This is a genomic window from Malonomonas rubra (assembly GCF_003247215.1).
GTDB lineage: Bacteria > Desulfobacterota > Desulfuromonadia > Desulfuromonadales > Geopsychrobacteraceae > Malonomonas > Malonomonas rubra_A.
Genome location: NZ_QKAP01000132.1, coordinates 16,497 through 36,311, shown reverse-complemented (window position 1 = coordinate 36,311; position 19,815 = coordinate 16,497). Strand labels below are relative to the sequence as shown.

Genomic DNA, 19,815 nt, shown 5'->3' with positions numbered 1-19,815 from the left:
GGGACATCACTATGGTGGTGCCTCTTTTTACTTATTAGGTAATTATTCACAAATAGTAGGAAAAACAATATGTTGCAAAGCTTTGATCAATCTGTTATTTTTTATATAACGGCGTTTGGTCGGAGGTTGCTATGGAGCTGGATATTGTTAAGGCATTATTTGGTTTTTATATCGTAGTGGTTTCCCTGCTTCGTCTGATGGCTGATAATGAATACTTTCGTTTGACGCTGATGAAGAAGATTTGGGGGCGCAGCCGTGGATTGATGATCCACTTTCTTTCAAATGTTGTGCTGCCAATGCTGTTTGCAATTTACTTTTTCTGTCGTGGAATAGCAGCCATGACTAGTTTTTAGCTAGTAGTAAGTACTTCCAAAAAAAAGCCCGCATCGACAAGATGCGGGCTTTTTTTAGGGTTTTAGATTCACAAGTTTATCTCGGTAGATCTTTAGTACCTCTTTGACTTTTTGTCTGTTGGTTGAGCCTATCCTCAGAAGGACTTTCTGCCCTGAAGAGAGCTGTTCCAGCAATGGGTCTTGGTAAGTATATAGTACTACGGGTTGAGATAGTAAAATCGGGTCAACAGGGTCCGGTGTTTCCAGCAGATGATCGATAACAAAGACCAGACGATCATTGAAATAGGCGTTTTTATAGCCTAGTTGGGCGTAGGCCTTTTGAAAAAGTGGGTAGAAATAGACGTAGATTTCCAGCGCTAAATCTGGGTCTACGGATTCCAGCAGTTCTACATGTTCATCGTAGCGTGCGTGATTAAGGCTGCTGATTTGAGGGGCCTGTGCGGTTCCTGAAACCAGAAATCTTCCTTTGGGGGGCAGCACTGGTAAGTGAGTCCTAGGAAGTCTTTGGCCTGTCAGGTTGTCAACCATAGTGACGAAACGTTGGATGAAATTGTCATTGACGAGTAGGGCCAGCAAATGATGTTTAAGGTTAAGGTCGGCCAGTACTGTTTCAATGCTTTTATCACTGTTCTCTACCGGAGGTAGTATCTTCGGTAGTTCCAACGCTGGTTTTTCGGGTTCTACCTCCTTTGGTGGCTGCTCAGCGACAGCTTCTTTTTCGACAGGTTCCGTTATTGGGACTGGATAATGGACTATCGCCTGTTTTTCTGGTGCCGGTTGAGTGTCCTTGGGGGTTTGGAGGGGAGGTTTTTCTGGTGGAGGCGTCTGTTTTAGGTAAATTGACAGGGCCAGAACCGAGATGACTACAGCTAAAACGAAAATCAGCAGGTTAACTTTTTTCATCCAATCTCCTCCAGTTCATTCACCATTAAATATTATGGCCTGAATCTCTCTACTTTTCTACTTGATATTGTGAACATTTTCAGTTTGTGGTAGGCAGGTTTTTGAATTTTACCGACCATTATTTGTAATTGGGTGAACTGATGCAGACAATTCAATGTGAAATTCGTTCTCGACTTCCTGTCGGGCGGGAATCGAGGCGCTTGTTTCATGGCCGAGGGCATTGTTTTCCAGGCTATGAAGATCTGTTGATCGATTGGTATGCTCCGGTTTTGTTGCTCAGTCTTTATGCTCCGCGTGAAGAGGACTGGTTACAGCAGTTAGTTAGGATGCTGTTGTCAGAGGTCAGTAAAGCGAAGACAATTTTGCTGCAAGAAAGATTTCTTTTGGATGGCCCGGTACGCACGTTGTACGGAAACCCGCCGGAAGAAATGGAGGTTGTTGAGGCAGCCCTTCGATATCGATTGCGTATCGGGAAGGCGCTGAACATTGGTTTTTTTCCTGATATGGCCGTAGGCCGCTCACTGGTGCGTCAATTGGCAAAGGGAAAGAGAGTTTTGAACCTTTTTGCCTACAGTTGTAGCTTTTCGGTTGCTGCGTTGGCAGGTGGGGCGCAGCAGGTTGTCAATCTTGACATGAATTCCGGGGCACTCGAATTAGGCCGCTTAAATCACCGCATCAATCAGCTAGATCTTCGACAGGTAAGCTTTTTGCCACTGGAACTTTTTCGTAGCATTGGCAAACTGAAGAAACTGGGGCCATTCGACTTGGTTATCTGCGACCCTCCTGCCTATCAGGGAAAAAACTTTAAGGCGGAGCGTGATTGGCCGAAGCTGTTACGAAAATTGCCTGATCTGCTCACAGGTAAAGGAGATCTGCTCGCCTGTTTAAATGGCCCCCACCTACCGCCTGGTTTCTTAACCGATTTAATTGCGGAACTTCGACCGGAGCTGACCATGGAGCAGCAATTGCAGCCGGGGGGCGATTTCCCGGAGGCTGAAGATAGTCGCGGAGTGTGGATTTTTCACTATCGTAGCCATCGGGCTGTAGATCAAATTTCCGGGCGGTCCTGATTCCGGCGCTTGCGATAGAAGGAGAATAGCGCCAGCAGGACTCCTATCGTCATTAGCAGGCCGCCAATTGTGGCTAGCTTTGCACCAGGGTCGTAGTTGACCGTCAGTGCGCTGTAACTAGAGTAAAGCGGAGATAACAATCTGATTTGCAGCCCCGCAGCTTGCAACTCTGCCGGCAACCTCTCTCGTGCGAAGTACCATCCTTGCCAAGCTGCCCCGCGAGGAGACAGATATCGCAGCTCGAATGCGGGGTTGCTAAGGCTATTGCTGCGATAGAAAATCTCGCCGCTGGTTTTACGCTGAACGTCGGGGAGGAAGCGGAGGATTTGCAATCGACCACCGTCTTGTAGCTGAATGATTTTCCCCGTTAGCAGTTCAACCTGTTGAAGATTGCTCAGTATTGCGCGGAAACCGATCGGTTGCTGACCGAATGAAACCGGGGTAACGACAACTCCTTGGTACATCAATGGCTGGTTGATTTGGACTTTGCCCCTGCTCAGAACCTGGTCACCACGTAACAGCGAAATACTGCTGATCATATCCTTCGGTGGACCGTTCGGGCTCATGATTGGTTGGAAGTTTTCCAGACGCAGATAGTGCCCGGGCCAATTCGGTAGCGCCGTTGTTTCGCCAAGGTTGAATTGCATGCCGTTATGGCGCCAACCGGCCACTGCACCCCATAGATAGGCAATCAGTACCAGCGCGACTCCGAGGTGTAGCAGATATTCGCCAGATTTCCGCCAGCGTGCCCCTATCTGCCTGAGCCAATCGATAAAGCAGCAAATGGTGTTGAGGCCGAAAAGGACGGTTAGGACGCCAGCTAGGTAAAACCACCAAGTTTTACCCAGTCTGGCTGCTGCAACCCGTTCTAGCCACTCTGCCATCGCCATCTGGTCCATCGAACTGAAAATGTCACTGTTGTATGGAATCAGCAAGGATCCACCCATCAATAGCAAGGTGACAGCCGATGCGAGGTAGATAGCCAGTTTCAGTGAGCAGCAATGGTGCCAGATTCGACTCAGCATCGGCTACTCCAGGGGGTGGTTGCTTTCCAGCAACAGACCAATACCGAGATAAGTGAACAGGACCACACCAAAACCGGCGATTGAAAGTAAGGCGTAGCCGGTTCCTTGCCAGCGGCGAACGAATTTCGCGTGACACATGCCGGAGTAGTACAACCAGACCAGAAACGACCAGACCCCTTTGATGTTCCAGGAGAAATAATAGCCCCAAGCCCAGTATGCCCAGATGGCACCGATGACCATACAGAGGGTAAATAAGGCGAAGCCGAGGAAAATCGATTCTTCATTCAGTTTGCGAAGCGTAGTTAACCGCGGTAGTTGCTGGTTCGGTACATAGCGCTGTATCAGAAAAAGAACTCCGAGCGAAAAGGCCATGGCGAAAAAAGCATATCCAAGAAATGAAAAGACGATGTGAAGGCTAAAAAAGGGCGTGTCGAGTGCCGGGACCAGTGTTGGTAATTCGGCGTCCCGCTGCAACGCAATCCCCAGCAGGCAGAGGTTAAGGAACATGACGAACAGGCCGCTGGCTCCAATGCGATACCGAATCTCAAAATATAGATAACAAGCGGCGAGCGCCCAGCTGAAGAAGAACAGGGTGGAGAACAGATTTGTAACAGGTAAGAAACCAGCCAGTTTCCAACGCCAGAGCAGACAGACTGTTTGCAGCAGAAAACCGGAAATAATAAATGTCTGCGCAGTTAATTGCAGCCAGCGACGTTTGAATATGATCAGCAACAGATAACCGAAAACGGCCAGAGAGTATAGTAGAGTTGCTGTTTGGAGTAGATGAATGTTGGTCACGTGAGTCTTTCTTGATCCTTTGAGTTTGTTAAGGCTCCGAAGTGTAACATGTCACAGAGGAAAAAGAAATCCCCGCCTTGTCAACCAGCTGCTGTGTTCTGGTTGACAAGGCGGGGACTAGATGATAGCTTCTCCACCATGTCCAAACCTTTAAATAGTATACGAATGCGCGCGGAAAGTAACGGCAAACATATATCCGGAGCAGAACGTTTGGTTCCCATAGACCAACTTGAGGTGGTGGCCGCGGAAATGGTACAGCGCGCGTTACGGCATAGTCGCGGTAGGGCCGAGCAGATTAATATTAGCGTTGAGGAAATCGCTCCGGCTGCCTTACAGTTCGGTTGTTTGCTCGACCTGCACAATAACCAAGTGCAATCCTGGCAACAAGGGCGGGAGCTGGCGAAAGAGATGCTGGTAAATTGCACGGTTAACCGGAAGGTTGCCGAACTGGCAATTAAGCTATTGGCGGATGGGGCTGCTCCTAATGGACAGAGTATGCGTGGTGCTATGTTGATCGATGCAGACAGCGGCCAAAGATTGGAAGCTGATTTGACTCGCGGAGTGCGAGCCAGTCGGATGGACCTCTCTGCTGATGCGTTGCTGCAGTTGCGCTCCCTGTTGGCCGTGCACGGACTTGACAATGCTCATGTCATCGAGGCGTTGACTCTCGCAACGAAGGTGGTTCATGCCCCGACGGTTGTTGCCGAATTTTGCTGGTCGGACGATCCAGATTATCTTGCTGGTTATGTCGCGTCCGTGAAGACCGGGTATCAACGAATCAGTTGGTTGAAGCCGATGGGAGAAGAGCGGGGCGGACGGGTTTTTTTTGTCCGCAGCAGCAAAGAACGACTAGGCTATTTGGTTGCCTGGTTGGAGCGACAGCCTTATTTGATTAATCGAGTTGGTCAAATTAACCCTCCGCGGTTTTGGGAAGAAATATGAAACAGTTAGAAGAATCCCTAGCCGAGCTAAAAGGACAGGGGATGCTGAGGACCTTGCGCGAAATCGAATCAGCGCAGGGGCCGCGTGTCAGAATCGCGGGGCAGGATTACCTGTTGCTCTGTTCCAACAACTATCTCGGCATCGCTGATCATCCCGATCTGATCGAAGCGGCCTGCAAAGCAACCCGGGACTTCGGTGTCGGTTCCGGCGCAAGTCGCTTAATTTCAGGCAGTATGTCGGTGCACCATCGGCTTGAAGAGCGGATTGCCGACTTTAAGGGGACAGAGGCAGCGCTGGTTTACAATTCGGGTTATGCTGCCAACAACGGTATCATTCAGGGGTTACTTTGCAGTGAGGATACGGTTTTCTCCGACAGTCTCAATCATGCATCAATTATCGATGGCTGTCGGCTCTCCGGTGCCCGGGTCAGGATTTATCCGCACAACGATCTGGTGGCTCTTGAACAGTTATTGGCAGAAGAGTCCCAGACCCGTAGAGGTCGTTGGTTGATCATCACCGACGGAGTCTTCAGTATGGATGGCGATGTCGCGCCGTTGCCAGGTTTGGTCGCTCTGAAGCAGAAGTATGATGCTTGGTTGATGGTTGATGATGCCCATGGTGGGGGAGTGCTCGGTGCTACCGGGCGGGGTACTGCGGAACATTTCGGTTGCCTCGATCACGTCGACCTGCAAATGGGAACCTTCGGCAAGGCGTTCGGCAGTTTTGGTGCCTATGTCGCAGCCCGCAGGACCTTGATCGAGGTCCTGATCAATCGCTCCCGCAGCTTCATTTTTTCTACCAGCTTGCCCCCGGGGGTTTTGGCAGCCAGCATCGCAGCGATCGATCTGGTGTCCGGAGAGGAGGGCGCGAGACGCCGCTCGCAGCTGGAAGCGAATCGGCAGCTATTTGTAAAACTATTAAAAGTCGAAGGGTTTGATCTTTGCGGGAGCACGAGTCAGATTGTGCCGGTAATGATCGGTGATCCGGAACCAACCATGGGCGCAGCAGCGAAGCTTTTCGAACAGGGGATTTTCCTCAGCGGAATCCGGCCCCCGACGGTTGCTCCCGGGACCTGCAGGCTGCGCGCTACACTGATGGCAACGCATACACTGACCCAAGTCCGACATGCAGCGCAGACTTTGATCGCCGTGGTCAACGAGGAATTTGCTTGTGCTTGAAATGCCTGAAGTGCAATTTGTCGAACTCTCGAATGGGCAGAAGCTGGCATGGCGAGAATGGGGGACTGGCTCTCCGCTGATCATGCTGCATGGCTGGTCGATGAGCTCGATTGTTTTTGCAGAAGTGGCTGAGGCACTGGCAGGCGATTTCCGTCTTCTATGTCCCGATCTGCCGGGACATGGACAATCTGACCCGTCATCTTCTAGTGATTTTAGGTCGTTTGCGAATGCCATATCTGAATGGGCAAGTAAGATTGATGTTGGCAGTGTCGATCTGCTCGGCTGGTCGCTTGGAGGACAGGTCGCCATGCAGATTGCTGCCGATCATCTTTTGCTCCTACGGAAGTTGCTGCTGATTGCGACAACTCCCAGATTTTGCCAGGCCGATAACTGGTCGAATGGTCTGCTGGAAACTCAGGTTCGGGCACTGGATCGCAACATGGGGCGAGCTTATGAAAAGACTTTGGGGGATTTTTTTGTTTTGCAGTTTGTCGGTGAGCAGATGTCGAAAGAACGATACCGCAAGATTCTGCAATTTGCTGTTCGCAGTGGCCGGTTGCCGGAACCAGATGTAGCCCGAGCCGCACTGCAGGCCCTTGGGAATGGGGACCAGCGTGAACTGCTTAAAAAGATCCACCAACCCGTTTTGGTCATGCATGGCGAGCTTGACCAGATCATTCCATTGGCTGCGGGGGAGTATTTATGCCAGCAGCTACCGAATGCTCAGTTCTCGCGGATTCCCGGGGTCGGGCATGCCCCCTTTTTCAGCAGTCTGAAACTGTGCGTCGAACAATGGCGGAATTTTCTGCAATGATGGAGAAAGATGTCGATATACAGCAGGTTCGCAAACATTTTTCTTGCCATGCCCAGGAGTATGATCGCTATGCGATTGTGCAACAGGTGGTGGCAAAACGGTTGGCAGGGCTGCTGGGCGGGCAGCAACAATCTTGGCAGCGGGCATTGGAGGTCGGTTGTGGGACCGGTTTTCTCTCTCAGGAGCTGCTTCGACTGCAAACGCCACTTAGCCTAGTTTTGTCTGATATTGCTCATGGAATGAGCCAATATGTGCAGCAGGCTCAGCCGCAGGCGTCGGTTTGTGATGCTGATGCCTCTGCTTTGCCTTTTGCCGCCGGAAGCTTCGATCTGGTTGCTTCCAGTTCTGTCTATCAGTGGTTGAATGATCTGCCGCTCGCTTTTAAACAGCTTTCGCATGTGCTGAAAAAAGATGGATTGCTGGCTTTGGCGCTGTTCGGCGAAAAAACCCTCTACGAATTACGCAACTCTTATCAGGCGGTTCTGCCGCTCGGGAAGACTTCTCATGTCCAGTGCTTCCCAGCGTTGGAGACGGTTGCATCAGCAATCGGTGGCGGTTTCGAAGTATTGAGCTTGCACTCGGAGTTTGAAGTTGAGTGGCATGCCGATGTGCCTGCCTTGCTTCGTGGCCTTAAGAAGATCGGGGCACAGAACGCTAGTCAACAGCGGCCCCAAGGGCTGGCTTCCCGACAAGTTATGCATGCGATGATCTCGCATTACCTTAATCTGTATGGTAAAAAACAAGGGATCCCTGCTACCTATGAAGCAATTTACCTTTTGGCTCGCCGTCGCTAGTTGTATATTTGGCTATTGATTCTTTTTCTCCTCGGGCTATACTGCATTAACCTACACTTGTTTATTTGGAAAGGAGGCCGCCAGATGCCTGTTGTAACTGTTAGAACTGTCGGTGGAATCAGCGAGGAGAAAAAAGAGGAATTGATGGATCGGATTACCGTGGCATTGAAAGAAGTGCTCGGCAAAAATCCAGAAGCAACTCATGTGATAATCGAAGAAGTACCAGCTGAAAACTGGGGTATCCGTGGTAAAACCGTAGCGGCGATCCGTGCGGGTAAATAGATTTTGAGTTCATCTGAGAAACTAATGTAAGGCCACTTTAACCAAGTGGCCTTTTTTAGTTGAAGCTATAATTGATCAGCACCTAGTCGCAACTGATGCCCCCATCAAAAATGGCAGCGACGATTTTTTTGGCTTCCGGAGAAGTGACTTGGTAAAAAACCTCGACCCCCTCACGGCGGCCTGAGATGATATCCTTGTTTTTCAACAAGGCGAGGTGCTGAGAAACTGTCGCTTGGGGGAGACCGAGACATTCCCAAATCTTTTTGACATTACAGGACTGGGACATAAGACCAGCAACAATTTTCAGGCGGATTGGATGCCCAAGAACTTTCAGGATTTCCGATTCTCGATCGTAGTCCTGCTCTTTGTCGAAAGGCAGTTTAGCGGTTTCAATCATAATCATTTACCTTCAAGTGAATTTTGAATATATGGATATTAATTGTTGTCTGATCATACGTCAAGAGACTTATTACACTAATGTTTTTGATTTTGTGGAATGTTGATTCAGATGTGTGAAGAGTGTCTTCGCTTTCTGGCATTGATTTTGAAAATTTATAACTCATCAACTAGGTTGGGAATATTGTTGTCATTAACAAGCAATGCATAAGGGTTCGGTTTTACTGTTTGAAGTTTTCAAGCTGAGGGTGGTGCCTTTGCCCCGAAGTGATGCTAGCCCGCCACAGTCCTGTGGCGAAAACGCAACGGGTTGAAAAGGGTGAAAATTGGATTTCAGAATGTTTAGAAAAATCCTCTTTACTTTATTAACTATATTCTTGTTTGTTTCAACACAGGCTTCGTTTGCTGACAATGAAGTACTGCAGAAGACACATCCAGTAGAGCGTCTGGTTGGTGAACGATTAGCTTATGATGTCTCTTTCCTTTGGTTTAAAAATTTGGCCGAAGGGACCATCAGTCTGGAACGAGGAGATAAACCTGGGACCTATCTGGCGGTAATGGAGGCTCGAACACGCGGTTTTGCGGCGTTTGTCACCAAGCATCGGATCGAAAAATATCAAACTTTGATGGAAATTGGTCCGAACGGTTTGCTTCGTCCTTTGGTTCACAGCTCTCATACCTTTAAAGGGCAGGGGGACCAGCAGAAGGAAAAAAGGACCAGTTACAGTTTCAATTATGATAATCGTCAAGTTCACTATCAAAAGATGAAATACCAGCAAATTGCTGTCGATGAGAATCTCCCTCTTGAAACGGAGGGCCCTGTTTACGATATCCTGAGCGCATTTTATAATCTTCGCCTAGAAGCTTTTGGAGCATTGGACGGCGACGAGATTCATTTGCCGACTTTCCACCGTAAAGGAATAGAAGAAATCGTTGTTGCTCCGCTGAAAAATGAAAAACATGCAGACAATCGGTTTTTCGCTAATCAAGGCACCTTGTGTAAAGTTTTGGTCGATCCGTCAGTATTTAAAACCGACGGTAGCGAATTGTTTGTTAGCTTCGATCGGCAGAATAGGCTTGAGCGCGGCATTATTAAAAATGTCATAGGCCTTGGTGATGTGAAAGGGGTATTGCGACAAGTCACGCAAGTGGCGCAAGTGACCGAATAATTTATTGAGCCTGAATAAAATGTTGAAAGCCTGTGCCGCCGGTGCAGGCTTTTTCATTTCTGGTAATGACCTGGCCATGTTGGGCAATGCTAAAAGGTGCCGGAAATGGTTTGTTCATCAAGGAGCGGTTGTATGACAAACGAAGAGAAGGTTTATGTCGTCGGGCACCGAAATCCCGATACTGATTCTATATGCAGCGCGATTGCCTATGCAGAGTTAAGACGGTTGCAGGGCATGTCAAATGTTCAGCCGGCTCGAGCGGGAAACATCAATCAGCAGACCGAGTTTGTGCTCGAACGTCTCGGGATGCCGCTTCCGGAGTTGCTGGCCGATGTCCATCCGCGAATTAAGGATGTGGTTACCGAAGAGGTTATTACTATCCATCAACTGACGCCGATGTCGAAAGCGATTGAACTTTATCATAAGCATCGTATCCGCATGCTTCCCGTTGTCGATGATGAATATCATCCTAAAGGGCTTTTGCTACTGAAGACTGCGTCAGAGGTCTTTTTGGTCCCGAGTGATCCGGAGAAAATGCGCCGGGTTAGGGCTTCTTTGGCATCGATCCAGAACTGCTTGTCTGCCATCGGTCACCATCTGGTTGATGCTGATCGGGTTGAGGATTTCAACCTTTATGTCGGGGCGCGTTGTGAATCGAGTTTCAGTAATTGGGTTGATGAAATAATTCCGGAAAAGACTATTTTGATTACCGGTGACCGTGATGGTATACAGAAAATGGCGATAGATGCAGGTGTGCGACTGCTGATCGTTTCTGGTAAGTCGGTTGTAAATGATGAGCTGATTGAAACAGCCAAAGAAAAGGGAGTTTCGATTCTGAGCAGTGCTTACGATACTGCTAACAGTGTCTGGTTGACCCGGATGGCCACCCCAGTTGGTGAGTTGGTGGAAGATGATTTTCTGCAGGTAGCGCCGAACGATCTGCTTGATGACCTGAGATTAAAGTTGCTGCACAGTAAAAATCCTGGTGCGATTGTAGTCTCTCCGGATGAGCGGGTATGGGGGGTCGCTACCAAAAGCCACTTGATCAAAAGTTCTCCGGTCAAGCTAATCTTGGTCGACCATAACGAATTGTCACAGGCCCTGCCGGGAGCCGATAAAGTCGAAATCCTAGAAGTAATAGACCATCACCGGCTTGGTAATTTCCACACTGATATGCCTATTCGTTTCATTAATCAACCGCTTGGCAGTACCTGTTCTTTGGTAGCGACGCTTTATCAGCATGCCGGTATCGAGCCGTCATCACAAATTGCCGGACTTTTATTGTCTGGGTTATTGTCCGATACACTCATCCTGAAATCACCGACAACGACGGAAACTGATCGTAATCTGGTCTCATGGCTGGAAAAATTATCAGGACTTGAGCACAAAACATTTGGTAGTGAATTGTTTGCTTCAGGAAGTCCAATGGCGAATGGCGCACCGGCACGTGACCTTTTGTTGACCGATTTCAAGGAATACATGGCAGGTGAGCATCTGCTAGGCCTAGGTCAGGTGGAAGTGGTTAATTTTCATTCTTTTCATCAGCGGGCAGCAGAGTTATCCGATGAATTGAGCAAATTACGCACTGAAAAGGGATACGAATTGGCTGCACTGTTGGTTACCGATATTGTGATGGAGACTAGCCTGCTATTGACTGCCGGTCCGGGGAAACTGCCTTATATCATTGGCTATCCTCAAGTGGATAAGAATCTCTACCGCCTTGAAGGAGTCCTTTCTCGTAAAAAACAATTGGTGCCTCATTTGCTGAAGGTGTTTAAGGGCGTTTGATTTGTATAAAAATAGCCCCGCGTCAGGAGGGAGAACACGGGGCAAAAATTTGGTTTAGAGAGAGCTTTTTTGTCTCTTTTGATTCTTATTATAAGTAAAAAAACATTAATGTCAACTAAAAATAAGAAAAAATTTATAAATGCTCATTTCCCTGTTTAATGTGTGAAACTTATCTAGAGACCCTCTCAATAAAATCCTATATTTCAGTAGATTATTTCACGTGACATGCTTTGCATTTGGTGGGTCCAGATTCTTTCTCATGGCAGTCTTTACATAATTGGTGGAAAACTTTTTTGGCTTTCGGGGCCTCAGGTTTTTCACCGTGGCAGCTTTTACAGGCCCCTGCTTCAACTCCTGCATGGTGGCATGTTGTACAGTCAGTAATAGATGCCTGGTGTTTTGCATGGTTGAAAGTAATGTCTCCCATGCTGGCTGGTATTTTAATTTCTTCAGGTCCTTTGTTTTCTGCGATGGCAGTCAGTGCACTTAACGAAACAAGCGATACGGCAGCAATCAGGGTCAATATCTTCTTCATCTTTTTCCTCCTCGTGGAAAGTTAGAGTTACTCCTCCTGTTGCCAAGCATCTTTTCATATCTGATTTTGGTAAACATTAGACATCGGTCCAAATGTCGTAAGATGTCGTGTTTAATTCTTGTAAATTTAGACTGTTAGCTTGTGAATATCGGGTTGCCATGAGTGCGGAATTAGGTTTGCATAGGTGTGTCTAGGAGAAATTGCTTCTTCTTTGTCACTCTGCTAGACTTCCGGAACATATTTTAATGGAGTGTGAGAACATGGATTTTGAGTCACGACATAATTCATCGGTTTCTATCGACGGTGAAGCGATTCGTAATATAAGGGAAGAAAAACGTCTGACTCAACTTTATGTTGCCAAGGTGGTCGGGGTTACAACCGATACAGTTTCTAGATGGGAGAATAATCGCTATCCGACGATTCGTCGTGACAACGCGCTTAAACTGGCCGAAGCGCTTGAGGTTGACTTCGAGGAAATTTTAAAGCAGGAAGAACCTATCGTAGAGGATATTGCTGAGGAAGAGGTTAGACCAGGAAAAAAAAACTGGCTTTTGCTTGCTGTGCTTACCTGCTTATTTGGTGTCGTTGTAGCAATACTTCTAAGCCAAACCTCCCCCAAACCGGTAAATTTAACAGCAATCAGATATTTACCCCCCTATGCGGCGCCAGGTAGTCGTGTGCCGATTCGGGTACGCCTTTCTTCTGAAATGTCACTGAAGGGAATGATTTTAACAGAAGAGTTCCCTGCGGGTTGGCAACTTGTCGCTTCAGAACCACTTGCATCGAGTCTCGATAATGAATTAGGTAAAGCACGCTGGATTTTCCGCAAACCGCAGGTGAAAACGAGCGTCGCGTACCTTCTCGAAGTGCCGAAAGATGCCGCCATTGCCGACACCATTAAGATTAAGGGTGAATTAATAGCTAACCCAGAGGGCCAGAGGACGGCGATTGTTCCGCAATCGGTCGGGCAGATGGAAATTCAACCGCTGCACTGGGCTGATACAAATGGCAATCATGTCATTGAGGACCTTGAGATTCTGGAGGTGTCCAATCAGATTGACGAGACAGGCCAACTTCCCCTTGATTGGGATTTGATAGAAAAACTTTGGGATGCAGGGGGCTATCGCTGGGATGCAGTTAAAGATGTTTTTGTTCCTGTTTACCAAAGTAAAACTCAAGTTAATAATCAGCCAGTCAACTGAGCATACGGATATGATTGAATAGATTGTAGCAGCCCATTAGCGCCACCATGATTCCTGCCGCTTTAAGCATCCAATTCTTTTTTGAGCTAATCCATTGAGCCGCGCTGCCGACCAGGAAAAGAGCTGGAATGGTTCCCAGACCGAAAGCCCCCATGGTCAGCGCACCAGTTAAACTGTCGGCACTTTGTACTGCTGTCAGTGCCATTGCATACAGCATTCCGCACGGCAAAAAACCGAGCAGCATGCCAAGGGGCAAAGCCGACAGGGCAGGGGATAACTTCCGCAAGCCCTTCACCGCCTTCGACATGAGGCGGATCGGTCCACCTATTTCCAGCGTCATGATGTTCAGTTTGGCAAACAGTCCGGCACTTCCCAAACCGATAAGGATAATAAACAGATCGCTACCGATCAGTAATACTCTGGTAACCTCCTGCAACGAACTCCTAACCACCATCGCCGATCCGAGCCAACCGACCAATAAACCTATAAAACTATAAGTAATTGTTCTTCCCAGATTATACAGAATGTGAAACAGCAACCCACTGCTGCGTCCGTCTGCGGTGAGCGACAGGGCGCTGACCAGTCCACCGCACATGCCGATGCAGTGCGCCGAGCCTAGAAAGCCGGTCATAAAAGCCATGCTGATGAGAGGATTCATGTTCTGCATTTAATTTAGGAGTTATTCCTACTTTTCAGAATCTGCTGGGTTGTCGTCATCATCGTCTAGCATGCGATATTTTGCTCCTTCGATGTCGTCAAAATCTCCTCTTTTCACCGCTGACATGAAAAACAGCCAGGCACCAGTGCCAATGCAGAAAGAGAGAAAGATTAGAAGTAATATCGATTTAATCATCATCCAGCCTTATCTTCTTTAGGCGTAACGAGTTGCCGACCACACAGATAGAGCTAATCGCCATGGCGGCTGCTCCATAAACAGGTTGCAGCTGTCCACTGGCTGCCAGCGGCAGAGCAATTAAATTATAGCTAAAAGCCCAGAAAAGATTCTGGCGAATAATGCGCATGCTACAGCGTGCTAGTTTAAGGACTAGCGGCAGCTTACCCAATTGCGGTCGAGTTAAGACGATGTCGGCGCTGTCAACTGCGATATCGGTGCTTCCCGCGAGAGAACAGCCGACCCTCGCTGTGCTTAGTGCCGGTGCGTCATTGATGCCGTCCCCAACCATCATGACCTGAGTCGCAGGTATCTTTTCGATCAGGGACGCTTTGCTGGCCGGTGTCAGTTCAGCATGGAATTGATCGATGTGCAACTGCCTGCACATGCTGGCTGCGACATCCTGACGGTCCCCGGTCAGTAGGAGGTTTTGATAGCCACCGCGTTTTAACTGCTGTATCACCTGCAGGGCATCTTCCCGCAGGGTGTCACCCAGTTCGATAAAACCACAATAGAGACCGGCTTCAGCCAAGTGAACTTGACTGTTTGTTGTTTCTGATGATTGCTCAGGCAGCTTAATTCCTTGTTCCACCAAAAACAATCGGCTGCCAGCAAAAGAGAATATCCCGTCATTTTCACCTTTGATGCCGCGACCGGGGATACATTGACTGTCGTCGATCTCTTCTGGTGTTACATTTTTCTGCTTGGCATAGGCGAGAATCCCTTTTGCGAGTGGGTGATTGCTGCTTACTTCCAAATTGGCAAGGCGCTGGAGTAGCTGCTCTTCAGTAATGGCGACAGGACTCACATTGACTACCTGTGGTTGGCCAGTGGTCAAAGTACCGGTCTTGTCGAAAGCGATAGTTGTAATTTGCGACGCAGCCTCTAGGATGTCCCCACCGCGAAATAAGATCCCTTCATCGGCACCGCGCCCCGTTGCCACCATGACAGCTGTCGGCGTGGCCAGTCCTAAGGCACAAGGGCAGGCGACCACCAGCACCGTGATGGCATGGAGGAAAGCTGTTTGCCCGCCACCCCAGAAAAAGTAGGTTGCTATGGCAAGCAATAGCACCAACGGGATGAAAAGAGTTGCCAGTCGATCAGCTAGACGCTGAATCGGAGCTTTGCGCGCTTGGGCCTGCTCCACCATCGAAGCGACCCGAGCAATGAAGGAATCTGCTGCTGCTGAGGTAATTTCAACCTCGATAGTACCGGTCAGGTTCAGGGTACCGGAAGTCACTGTATCTCCAGCTACCTTGGCGATAGGCAGAGGTTCACCGCTGACCGCAGCTTCATCAACCTCGGTCGTGCCTTTGCGGATAGTGCCATCGGCCGGAAATCGTTCTCCTGCTGTGACCCGAATTAAATTGCCGGCCTGCAGCTGCAGGCTGGCGACCCGAACCCATTCTTTATTGCGCCTTACCTGAGCATTACTGGGAGCCAGCTTCAGCAACCGGTCAACACCGGCAGAGGCCTTGTGCCTGGCACTGGTTTCAAACAGCCGACCGGCCAGAATCAGCGTGATGATCATTGCAGCTGTGTCAAAGTAAACTTCTTTACCGAACATCATTGCATAAAGACTGTAACAATAGGCAGAGAGTGAGCCGAGAGCTATAAGCAGGTCCATGTTCGGTTGCCGGGTCCGCAGGCTGAACCAGGCACCGCGCAAGAAGGGATAGCCGCAGTAGAAAATGACCGGCGAGGTGACCAGTGCAGCTAGGATCTGCAGCAACTGGCGAGTTTCCGGGTTGATCCCTTGAAAATAGCCAGCATAAAGGGCGATGGAGAAGCCCATCAGCTGCATTGACAGGAAAACAGCCGTGCCAAAGCGGAACATCATGCTACGCCGTTCTTTGTCACTCGCTTTTTGTGATGCGTTGAGAGAATAAGGGCGAGGGTGGTAGCCGAGCTGCGCCAGTTGCTGGCAGATGGCGGCTAGATCGGTTTCCTGTGTGTTGAATTCGATCAGTATCCGGTGGGTGGCAAAGTTGACTCGTGCGTTGAGCACACCTGGCTGTTTCTGCAGGACGCGTTCAATCACCCAGATACAGCTGGCACAGCTGATGCCATCGACTATCAGGCTAATTGTCGCTTTGCCGTTATGCCGAGTGATAAATTGATTCAGGTACTCAGGGTCGAATTCGGCCTCAATTGCTTCTTTGTTGGCCGACGTCTTCCGGTCCCGGCGTTGGTAGTAATTCTGTAAGCCGGCGTCGTTGATAATTTGGTATGCAGTTCGGCAGCCGTGGCAGCAGAAATGGCAATCCTGACCATTAATTGTTTCATAAACCGGGTCCTGCTCTGTAAACACCTCGCCGCAGTGCAGGCAGGTGAGGGGAGTGTGCCCTGTTGCGTTCATCAGATCGTGATCAGCAATTGACGGTTGATACGAGCTCCGTCACGTTCAAATTCGACCCGAATGCTCACTTCGCCGGTCAGTACGGACGGAACCCGGGTTTGATAATAGCCCGAATCAACTTCTTTTAGGGGTAATTTCTGCAGCTCAATACCGGGACGGGTATTCAAGTATAAGACGCCTTTGGCCCCTGATACAAGATGGCCTTTCCCATCTTGCAGCCTGATCTGCAACTGTCCATCAATATACCCCGCTGCGATTTCCCAGCCCAAGACACTGGCTACACGTTTTTCAACCACAGTCGAGCTGTATTTAAGGCCTTTGCTGTAGTAGTCACGATCGGTCACCTGTGTCCCCTCGGTTGAAGCCTGAAAAGCTGACCAGACCAGGAACAGGACAAAGGTCCCGAAAAAAAATATGATCAGTGCCGGGTAGAAATGTTTGGGCATCGAAAAGGCCTTAGTCATTAATCTCTGACGGGTGAGATCAGGGCTTCTGCTACTGCCAGCTGCTGTTCTTTTTGATCGAGCAGAACGAATTCTACCACGAAAGGCTCTCTTGCAGGGGGGGAGACAAGAACAAAGTCGACTTTCCGGTTTTGGCCAGCAGACATATCTAGTTGATCGGTTTGACCTTTAAGTTCCACTTTGTCACTGGTTAGAGTTCGGGCAGATAACTGGTAGATAGCGGCATGGGTGCCGCGGTTGTTGATCCAGGCATTAAAGAAGGTGGCCTGTTTCCCACTTTTTAAGATGCGACTCTCGGCGGTATGAGAAACGGCGATTTTGAGAGATGCGTCAGTACGGGTGAAAATGGAGAAAAACAGGACAAAGTTGATAACCAGAAATGCCAGTAGCAGGGTAATCGACCGTGGGTTGAATAAAGATTTGATGGGGAGGTCGTCAATGCCCAGCGTGTAGCGAATCAAACCAGGTTGCTGGTAGCTGCGCATCACTTTTCGGCAGGCATCTAGACAGCGCCCGCAGTTAATGCATTCGACTTGCAGCCCTTGACGGATATCGATTTCCATCGGGCAGGAGGCGATACAAGAACAGCATTCAATGCAACGCTCCTTTTCACTCTCTGGCATCTGCAAGGTGAGAGTAGCCTCGTCGACCAGTGCTGTTTGGATTCTGCCGTAAGGGCAGAATTCTTTACACATTAGGCGGCGGATAAAGGATAGGTCGAGGAAGATGGTCAGCATCAGGCAAAGAAGAGTCAACCAGATGCCGAACGGCAATTCGCCACTGAAAAGGTTGGTGAAAAAGCGCCGTGGCTCAATAAAGTACCAGATCAGATTCGCTGCGACCAGCGCGGCAAGAAACAGGTAAAAAAGTTGGACAACCGTTTTTCTCCAAACCGCACCTTTCAGCCTGTTGTGGCGTACCTCAAGCTTCATCACGCGGGCGAACCATTCGGCTAGATCATTCCAGGTGGTTTGCGGGCAGGCCCAGCCGCACCAGACCCGGCCCGAAAGCAAAGTGATGAGAAGAAAAGCGATACTGAAAGCAAGGCAGAACAGCAGAAACAAAAACAGTTCTTCAATGCGCAGCACCTGACCGAACAAATGTAAGCTGAGGGTTGGAACATCGATCCGTAGCAGACTTTTTCCACCTGGTTGGAACCAAGGAAGCAGTAGTATCAATAGCGTTGACAACCATTGGAAGGTTTTACGCCATGGGCCGAGGAACCCAGACAGCTTGTCGATATTGTGAGTTCTTGACATGGGGAGCGAAAGTGGCCGGCGCTGCCTACAAACGCCGGCCATTACCTCATTTGATGTTCAGGACATATTCTGCAAGCGCAGCGATTTCATCATCTTTTAGCTGATTGCCGAAGCTCGGCATCCGGCCCTCGCGACCATCTGCGATACTCGTCTTGACGGTATCGGTGTCACGGCCGTACTTGTAAGAAGGGCTGCTCAGGTCACTGCCGTATCCACCTTTGCCATCTTCCCCATGACATCCGGAACAATAAGAGGCAAAAAGTTTCTTGGCATCTATACTAGTGCTGGCTGTTAAGGGAGTAGCCGCAGCGGTGTCCGATTGGTTGTAAGTTGTCGTGTGTGTTGCCATCTTCTCATCGAATTCAGAGTGGGAATTCCAACCACTAAACAAGAAGTATCCTATAAAAACAACGCCCCAGGCAATCAAGCCAAAGAACAGCAGATAGAAATAAAATGGGACTTTCTTGCCTGCTTCAATGATTCCGTCCGCGTGTGCTTCGTGCGACTGATCAGAATTACTCATCATACCAATCCTTTATCTGCAGCGAACCGTAATTCGGTCACTGATATTAATCGTCATCCAACATCTTGTATTTGGGGGCCTCTCCCGTTTCCTTCCGTTTTTTGCTGTAAGTACGCAGCACGATGCCGACCAAGATAGCAAACAATCCGAAGGTCACTCCGAGATAGAACACCGATGCGAGGTCCATTAATGAGATTCCCCTTCACCTTGGTTGTAGTACTTGATGAAGTTGGTTAATTGCCAAACTTTATCGCTACCTAGCGCCGAGAAGCTGGGCATGCCGCCATCCGGAATGCCATTGTAGATGATTTTAAACAGTTCTTCTTCTTCATAGTTGTCGCCCACCAACTCCGGACCTATTTCTCCTTCTAAATGTTCGCCGTGGCAGGCTGCACAGTTGTTGCGGTAAACGCTTTCCCACGGCTCCATGGTGATATGGTCGACTCCAGCATAGGGGTTCACGAGTTCGCCGATGATTTCGACCTGGGTCGCCTTGCGCCAGTTGATGTCATTACCAAGCTTCTGCATGTAGGCAACGATAGCGTCCATCTCGTTTTTGGTCTGTAACGCAGCAATCTGGGGATTATTGTATGGGAAATCAAGAACATCCATCTTGTGTTGGATCGCTTCTGCGTCAAGCGGGTTGTCGCGCAGCCACTTATAATCCGGCATGTTGGTTCTTGGCACCATGGAGCGGGGTGAATCCATATGCTTGTAATGCCAGGAGTCGGGGTATTTCCCGCCCACCCTGGCCAAATCCGGGCCAGTCCGTTTGGAACCCCAGAGGAAAGGGCGGTCGTAGACAAACTCTCCCGACTTGGAATATTCGCCATAGCGCAGAACTTCTGCGACCAGTGGCCGAACTGTTTGTGAATGGCAGTTATTGCAGCCTTCACGGATATAGATGTCGCGCCCTTCCTGCTCAATCGGGGTATAGGGGACCACACCTTCAATACGGTCTGCTTTGGTGTTAACCCAAGTGAAGGGGAGGATCATGGTGATAATGGTGCCGGCCAGAATCGTGCAGGTGGCCAAAACCATCAATAAGACAGGTTTCTTTTCCCACATG

General features: G+C 49.1%; 23 protein-coding genes. 10 read left to right on the top strand and 13 right to left on the bottom strand.

Annotation, left to right across the window (positions count from 1 at the left end; translation table 11 throughout):
• Positions 1–131 precede the first annotated feature (131 nt).
• Positions 132–353 carry a hypothetical protein gene (locus Q7J88_RS13775; RefSeq protein WP_303722810.1) on the top strand — a complete coding sequence of 74 codons (222 nt, stop codon included), beginning with the start codon at positions 132–134 and terminating at the stop codon, positions 351–353.
• A gap of 54 nt (positions 354–407) precedes the next feature.
• On the opposite strand, the gene Q7J88_RS13770 is transcribed toward Q7J88_RS13775, so the two are convergent.
• Entirely contained in the window at positions 408–1,256 is an 849-nt protein-coding gene (locus Q7J88_RS13770; RefSeq protein ID WP_303722809.1) for a DUF3014 domain-containing protein, read from the bottom strand.
• A 140-nt stretch (positions 1,257–1,396) separates the two neighbouring features.
• Here Q7J88_RS13770 and Q7J88_RS13765 point away from each other — a divergent pair, with 140 nt between their 5' ends.
• Positions 1,397–2,326 carry a class I SAM-dependent methyltransferase gene (locus Q7J88_RS13765; RefSeq protein ID WP_303722808.1) on the top strand — a complete coding sequence of 310 codons (930 nt, stop codon included), beginning with the start codon at positions 1,397–1,399 and terminating at the stop codon, positions 2,324–2,326.
• Here the strand turns inward: Q7J88_RS13765 and Q7J88_RS13760 are convergent.
• The gene (locus Q7J88_RS13760; protein WP_303722807.1) at positions 2,305–3,351 is read right to left on the bottom strand and encodes a cytochrome c biogenesis protein ResB; all 1,047 of its coding nucleotides are present in this window, start codon (positions 3,349–3,351) and stop codon (positions 2,305–2,307) included. The two genes, Q7J88_RS13765 and Q7J88_RS13760, sit on opposite strands and share 22 nt — an antisense overlap.
• 3 nt (positions 3,352–3,354) lie before the next feature.
• A complete protein-coding gene (gene ccsA, locus Q7J88_RS13755; protein ID WP_303722806.1) occupies positions 3,355–4,149 on the bottom strand; it encodes a cytochrome c biogenesis protein CcsA in 795 nt (264 codons plus the stop codon).
• 138 nt (positions 4,150–4,287) lie between these two features.
• On the opposite strand from ccsA, the gene Q7J88_RS13750 reads away from it, so the two are divergent.
• The 5 genes from Q7J88_RS13750 to Q7J88_RS13730 all read left to right on the top strand — a co-directional run bounded on the left by Q7J88_RS13750 (position 4,288) and on the right by Q7J88_RS13730 (position 8,159).
• Positions 4,288–5,091, top strand: coding sequence for a 6-carboxyhexanoate--CoA ligase (locus tag Q7J88_RS13750; RefSeq protein WP_369682044.1), 804 nt, complete (start codon positions 4,288–4,290; stop codon positions 5,089–5,091).
• Positions 5,088–6,269 (top strand): 8-amino-7-oxononanoate synthase, encoded by a 1,182-nt coding sequence (bioF, locus tag Q7J88_RS13745; protein ID WP_303722804.1) that lies wholly within the window; start codon positions 5,088–5,090, stop codon positions 6,267–6,269. Before Q7J88_RS13750 ends, bioF begins: the two co-directional genes overlap by 4 nt.
• A gap of 1 nt (position 6,270) precedes the next feature.
• Positions 6,271–7,083 carry an alpha/beta fold hydrolase gene (locus tag Q7J88_RS13740; protein ID WP_303722812.1) on the top strand — a complete coding sequence of 271 codons (813 nt, stop codon included), beginning with the start codon at positions 6,271–6,273 and terminating at the stop codon, positions 7,081–7,083.
• Positions 7,080–7,877, top strand: coding sequence for a malonyl-ACP O-methyltransferase BioC (gene bioC, locus Q7J88_RS13735; protein WP_303722803.1), 798 nt, complete (start codon positions 7,080–7,082; stop codon positions 7,875–7,877). The genes Q7J88_RS13740 and bioC overlap by 4 nt, the downstream gene beginning before the upstream one ends.
• A gap of 84 nt (positions 7,878–7,961) precedes the next feature.
• On the top strand, positions 7,962–8,159 hold the full coding sequence (locus tag Q7J88_RS13730; RefSeq protein ID WP_303722802.1) for a 4-oxalocrotonate tautomerase family protein: 198 nt from the start codon (positions 7,962–7,964) through the stop codon (positions 8,157–8,159).
• A gap of 82 nt (positions 8,160–8,241) precedes the next feature.
• Here the strand turns inward: Q7J88_RS13730 and Q7J88_RS13725 are convergent, their stop codons facing one another.
• Positions 8,242–8,556 (bottom strand): helix-turn-helix transcriptional regulator, encoded by a 315-nt coding sequence (locus Q7J88_RS13725; protein WP_303722801.1) that lies wholly within the window; start codon positions 8,554–8,556, stop codon positions 8,242–8,244.
• Between the two features lie 337 nt (positions 8,557–8,893).
• Between Q7J88_RS13725 and Q7J88_RS13720 the strand changes: the two genes are divergently transcribed.
• Together Q7J88_RS13720 and Q7J88_RS13715 are read left to right on the top strand one after the other, a co-directional pair.
• Positions 8,894–9,724: a DUF3108 domain-containing protein gene (locus tag Q7J88_RS13720; RefSeq protein WP_303722800.1), complete on the top strand. Its 831-nt coding sequence runs from the start codon at positions 8,894–8,896 to the stop codon at positions 9,722–9,724.
• A 132-nt stretch (positions 9,725–9,856) separates the two neighbouring features.
• On the top strand, positions 9,857–11,512 hold the full coding sequence (locus Q7J88_RS13715) for a putative manganese-dependent inorganic diphosphatase (RefSeq protein WP_303722799.1): 1,656 nt from the start codon (positions 9,857–9,859) through the stop codon (positions 11,510–11,512).
• Between the two features lie 211 nt (positions 11,513–11,723).
• Here the strand turns inward: Q7J88_RS13715 and Q7J88_RS13710 are convergent, their stop codons facing one another.
• Positions 11,724–12,047, bottom strand: coding sequence for a cytochrome c3 family protein (locus tag Q7J88_RS13710; protein WP_303722798.1), 324 nt, complete (start codon positions 12,045–12,047; stop codon positions 11,724–11,726).
• Between the two features lie 260 nt (positions 12,048–12,307).
• Between Q7J88_RS13710 and Q7J88_RS13705 the strand changes: the two genes are divergently transcribed.
• Positions 12,308–13,249 (top strand): helix-turn-helix transcriptional regulator, encoded by a 942-nt coding sequence (locus Q7J88_RS13705; protein ID WP_303722797.1) that lies wholly within the window; start codon positions 12,308–12,310, stop codon positions 13,247–13,249.
• Here Q7J88_RS13705 and Q7J88_RS13700 read toward each other — a convergent pair.
• From Q7J88_RS13700 to ccoO, 8 genes are all read right to left on the bottom strand, one after another.
• The gene (locus Q7J88_RS13700) at positions 13,242–13,844 is read right to left on the bottom strand and encodes a sulfite exporter TauE/SafE family protein (protein WP_369682046.1); all 603 of its coding nucleotides are present in this window, start codon (positions 13,842–13,844) and stop codon (positions 13,242–13,244) included. The two genes, Q7J88_RS13705 and Q7J88_RS13700, sit on opposite strands and share 8 nt — an antisense overlap.
• Positions 13,845–13,934: 90 nt before the next feature.
• A complete protein-coding gene (ccoS, locus tag Q7J88_RS13695; protein WP_303722811.1) occupies positions 13,935–14,102 on the bottom strand; it encodes a cbb3-type cytochrome oxidase assembly protein CcoS in 168 nt (55 codons plus the stop codon).
• A complete protein-coding gene (locus Q7J88_RS13690; protein ID WP_303722795.1) occupies positions 14,095–16,500 on the bottom strand; it encodes a heavy metal translocating P-type ATPase in 2,406 nt (801 codons plus the stop codon). The genes ccoS and Q7J88_RS13690 overlap by 8 nt, the downstream gene beginning before the upstream one ends.
• Positions 16,500–16,946, bottom strand: coding sequence for a FixH family protein (locus Q7J88_RS13685; protein WP_303722794.1), 447 nt, complete (start codon positions 16,944–16,946; stop codon positions 16,500–16,502). Before Q7J88_RS13685 ends, Q7J88_RS13690 begins: the two co-directional genes overlap by 1 nt.
• A gap of 17 nt (positions 16,947–16,963) precedes the next feature.
• Positions 16,964–18,223: a 4Fe-4S dicluster domain-containing protein gene (locus tag Q7J88_RS13680; RefSeq protein WP_303722793.1), complete on the bottom strand. Its 1,260-nt coding sequence runs from the start codon at positions 18,221–18,223 to the stop codon at positions 16,964–16,966.
• Positions 18,224–18,269: 46 nt separating this feature from the next.
• Positions 18,270–18,746 (bottom strand): c-type cytochrome, encoded by a 477-nt coding sequence (locus Q7J88_RS13675; protein ID WP_303722792.1) that lies wholly within the window; start codon positions 18,744–18,746, stop codon positions 18,270–18,272.
• Between the two features lie 46 nt (positions 18,747–18,792).
• Positions 18,793–18,933: a CcoQ/FixQ family Cbb3-type cytochrome c oxidase assembly chaperone gene (locus Q7J88_RS13670; RefSeq protein ID WP_303722791.1), complete on the bottom strand. Its 141-nt coding sequence runs from the start codon at positions 18,931–18,933 to the stop codon at positions 18,793–18,795.
• Positions 18,933–19,814 (bottom strand): cytochrome-c oxidase, cbb3-type subunit II, encoded by an 882-nt coding sequence (gene ccoO / locus Q7J88_RS13665; RefSeq protein ID WP_303722790.1) that lies wholly within the window; start codon positions 19,812–19,814, stop codon positions 18,933–18,935. The genes Q7J88_RS13670 and ccoO overlap by 1 nt, the downstream gene beginning before the upstream one ends.
• Position 19,815: the final 1 nt, after the last annotated feature.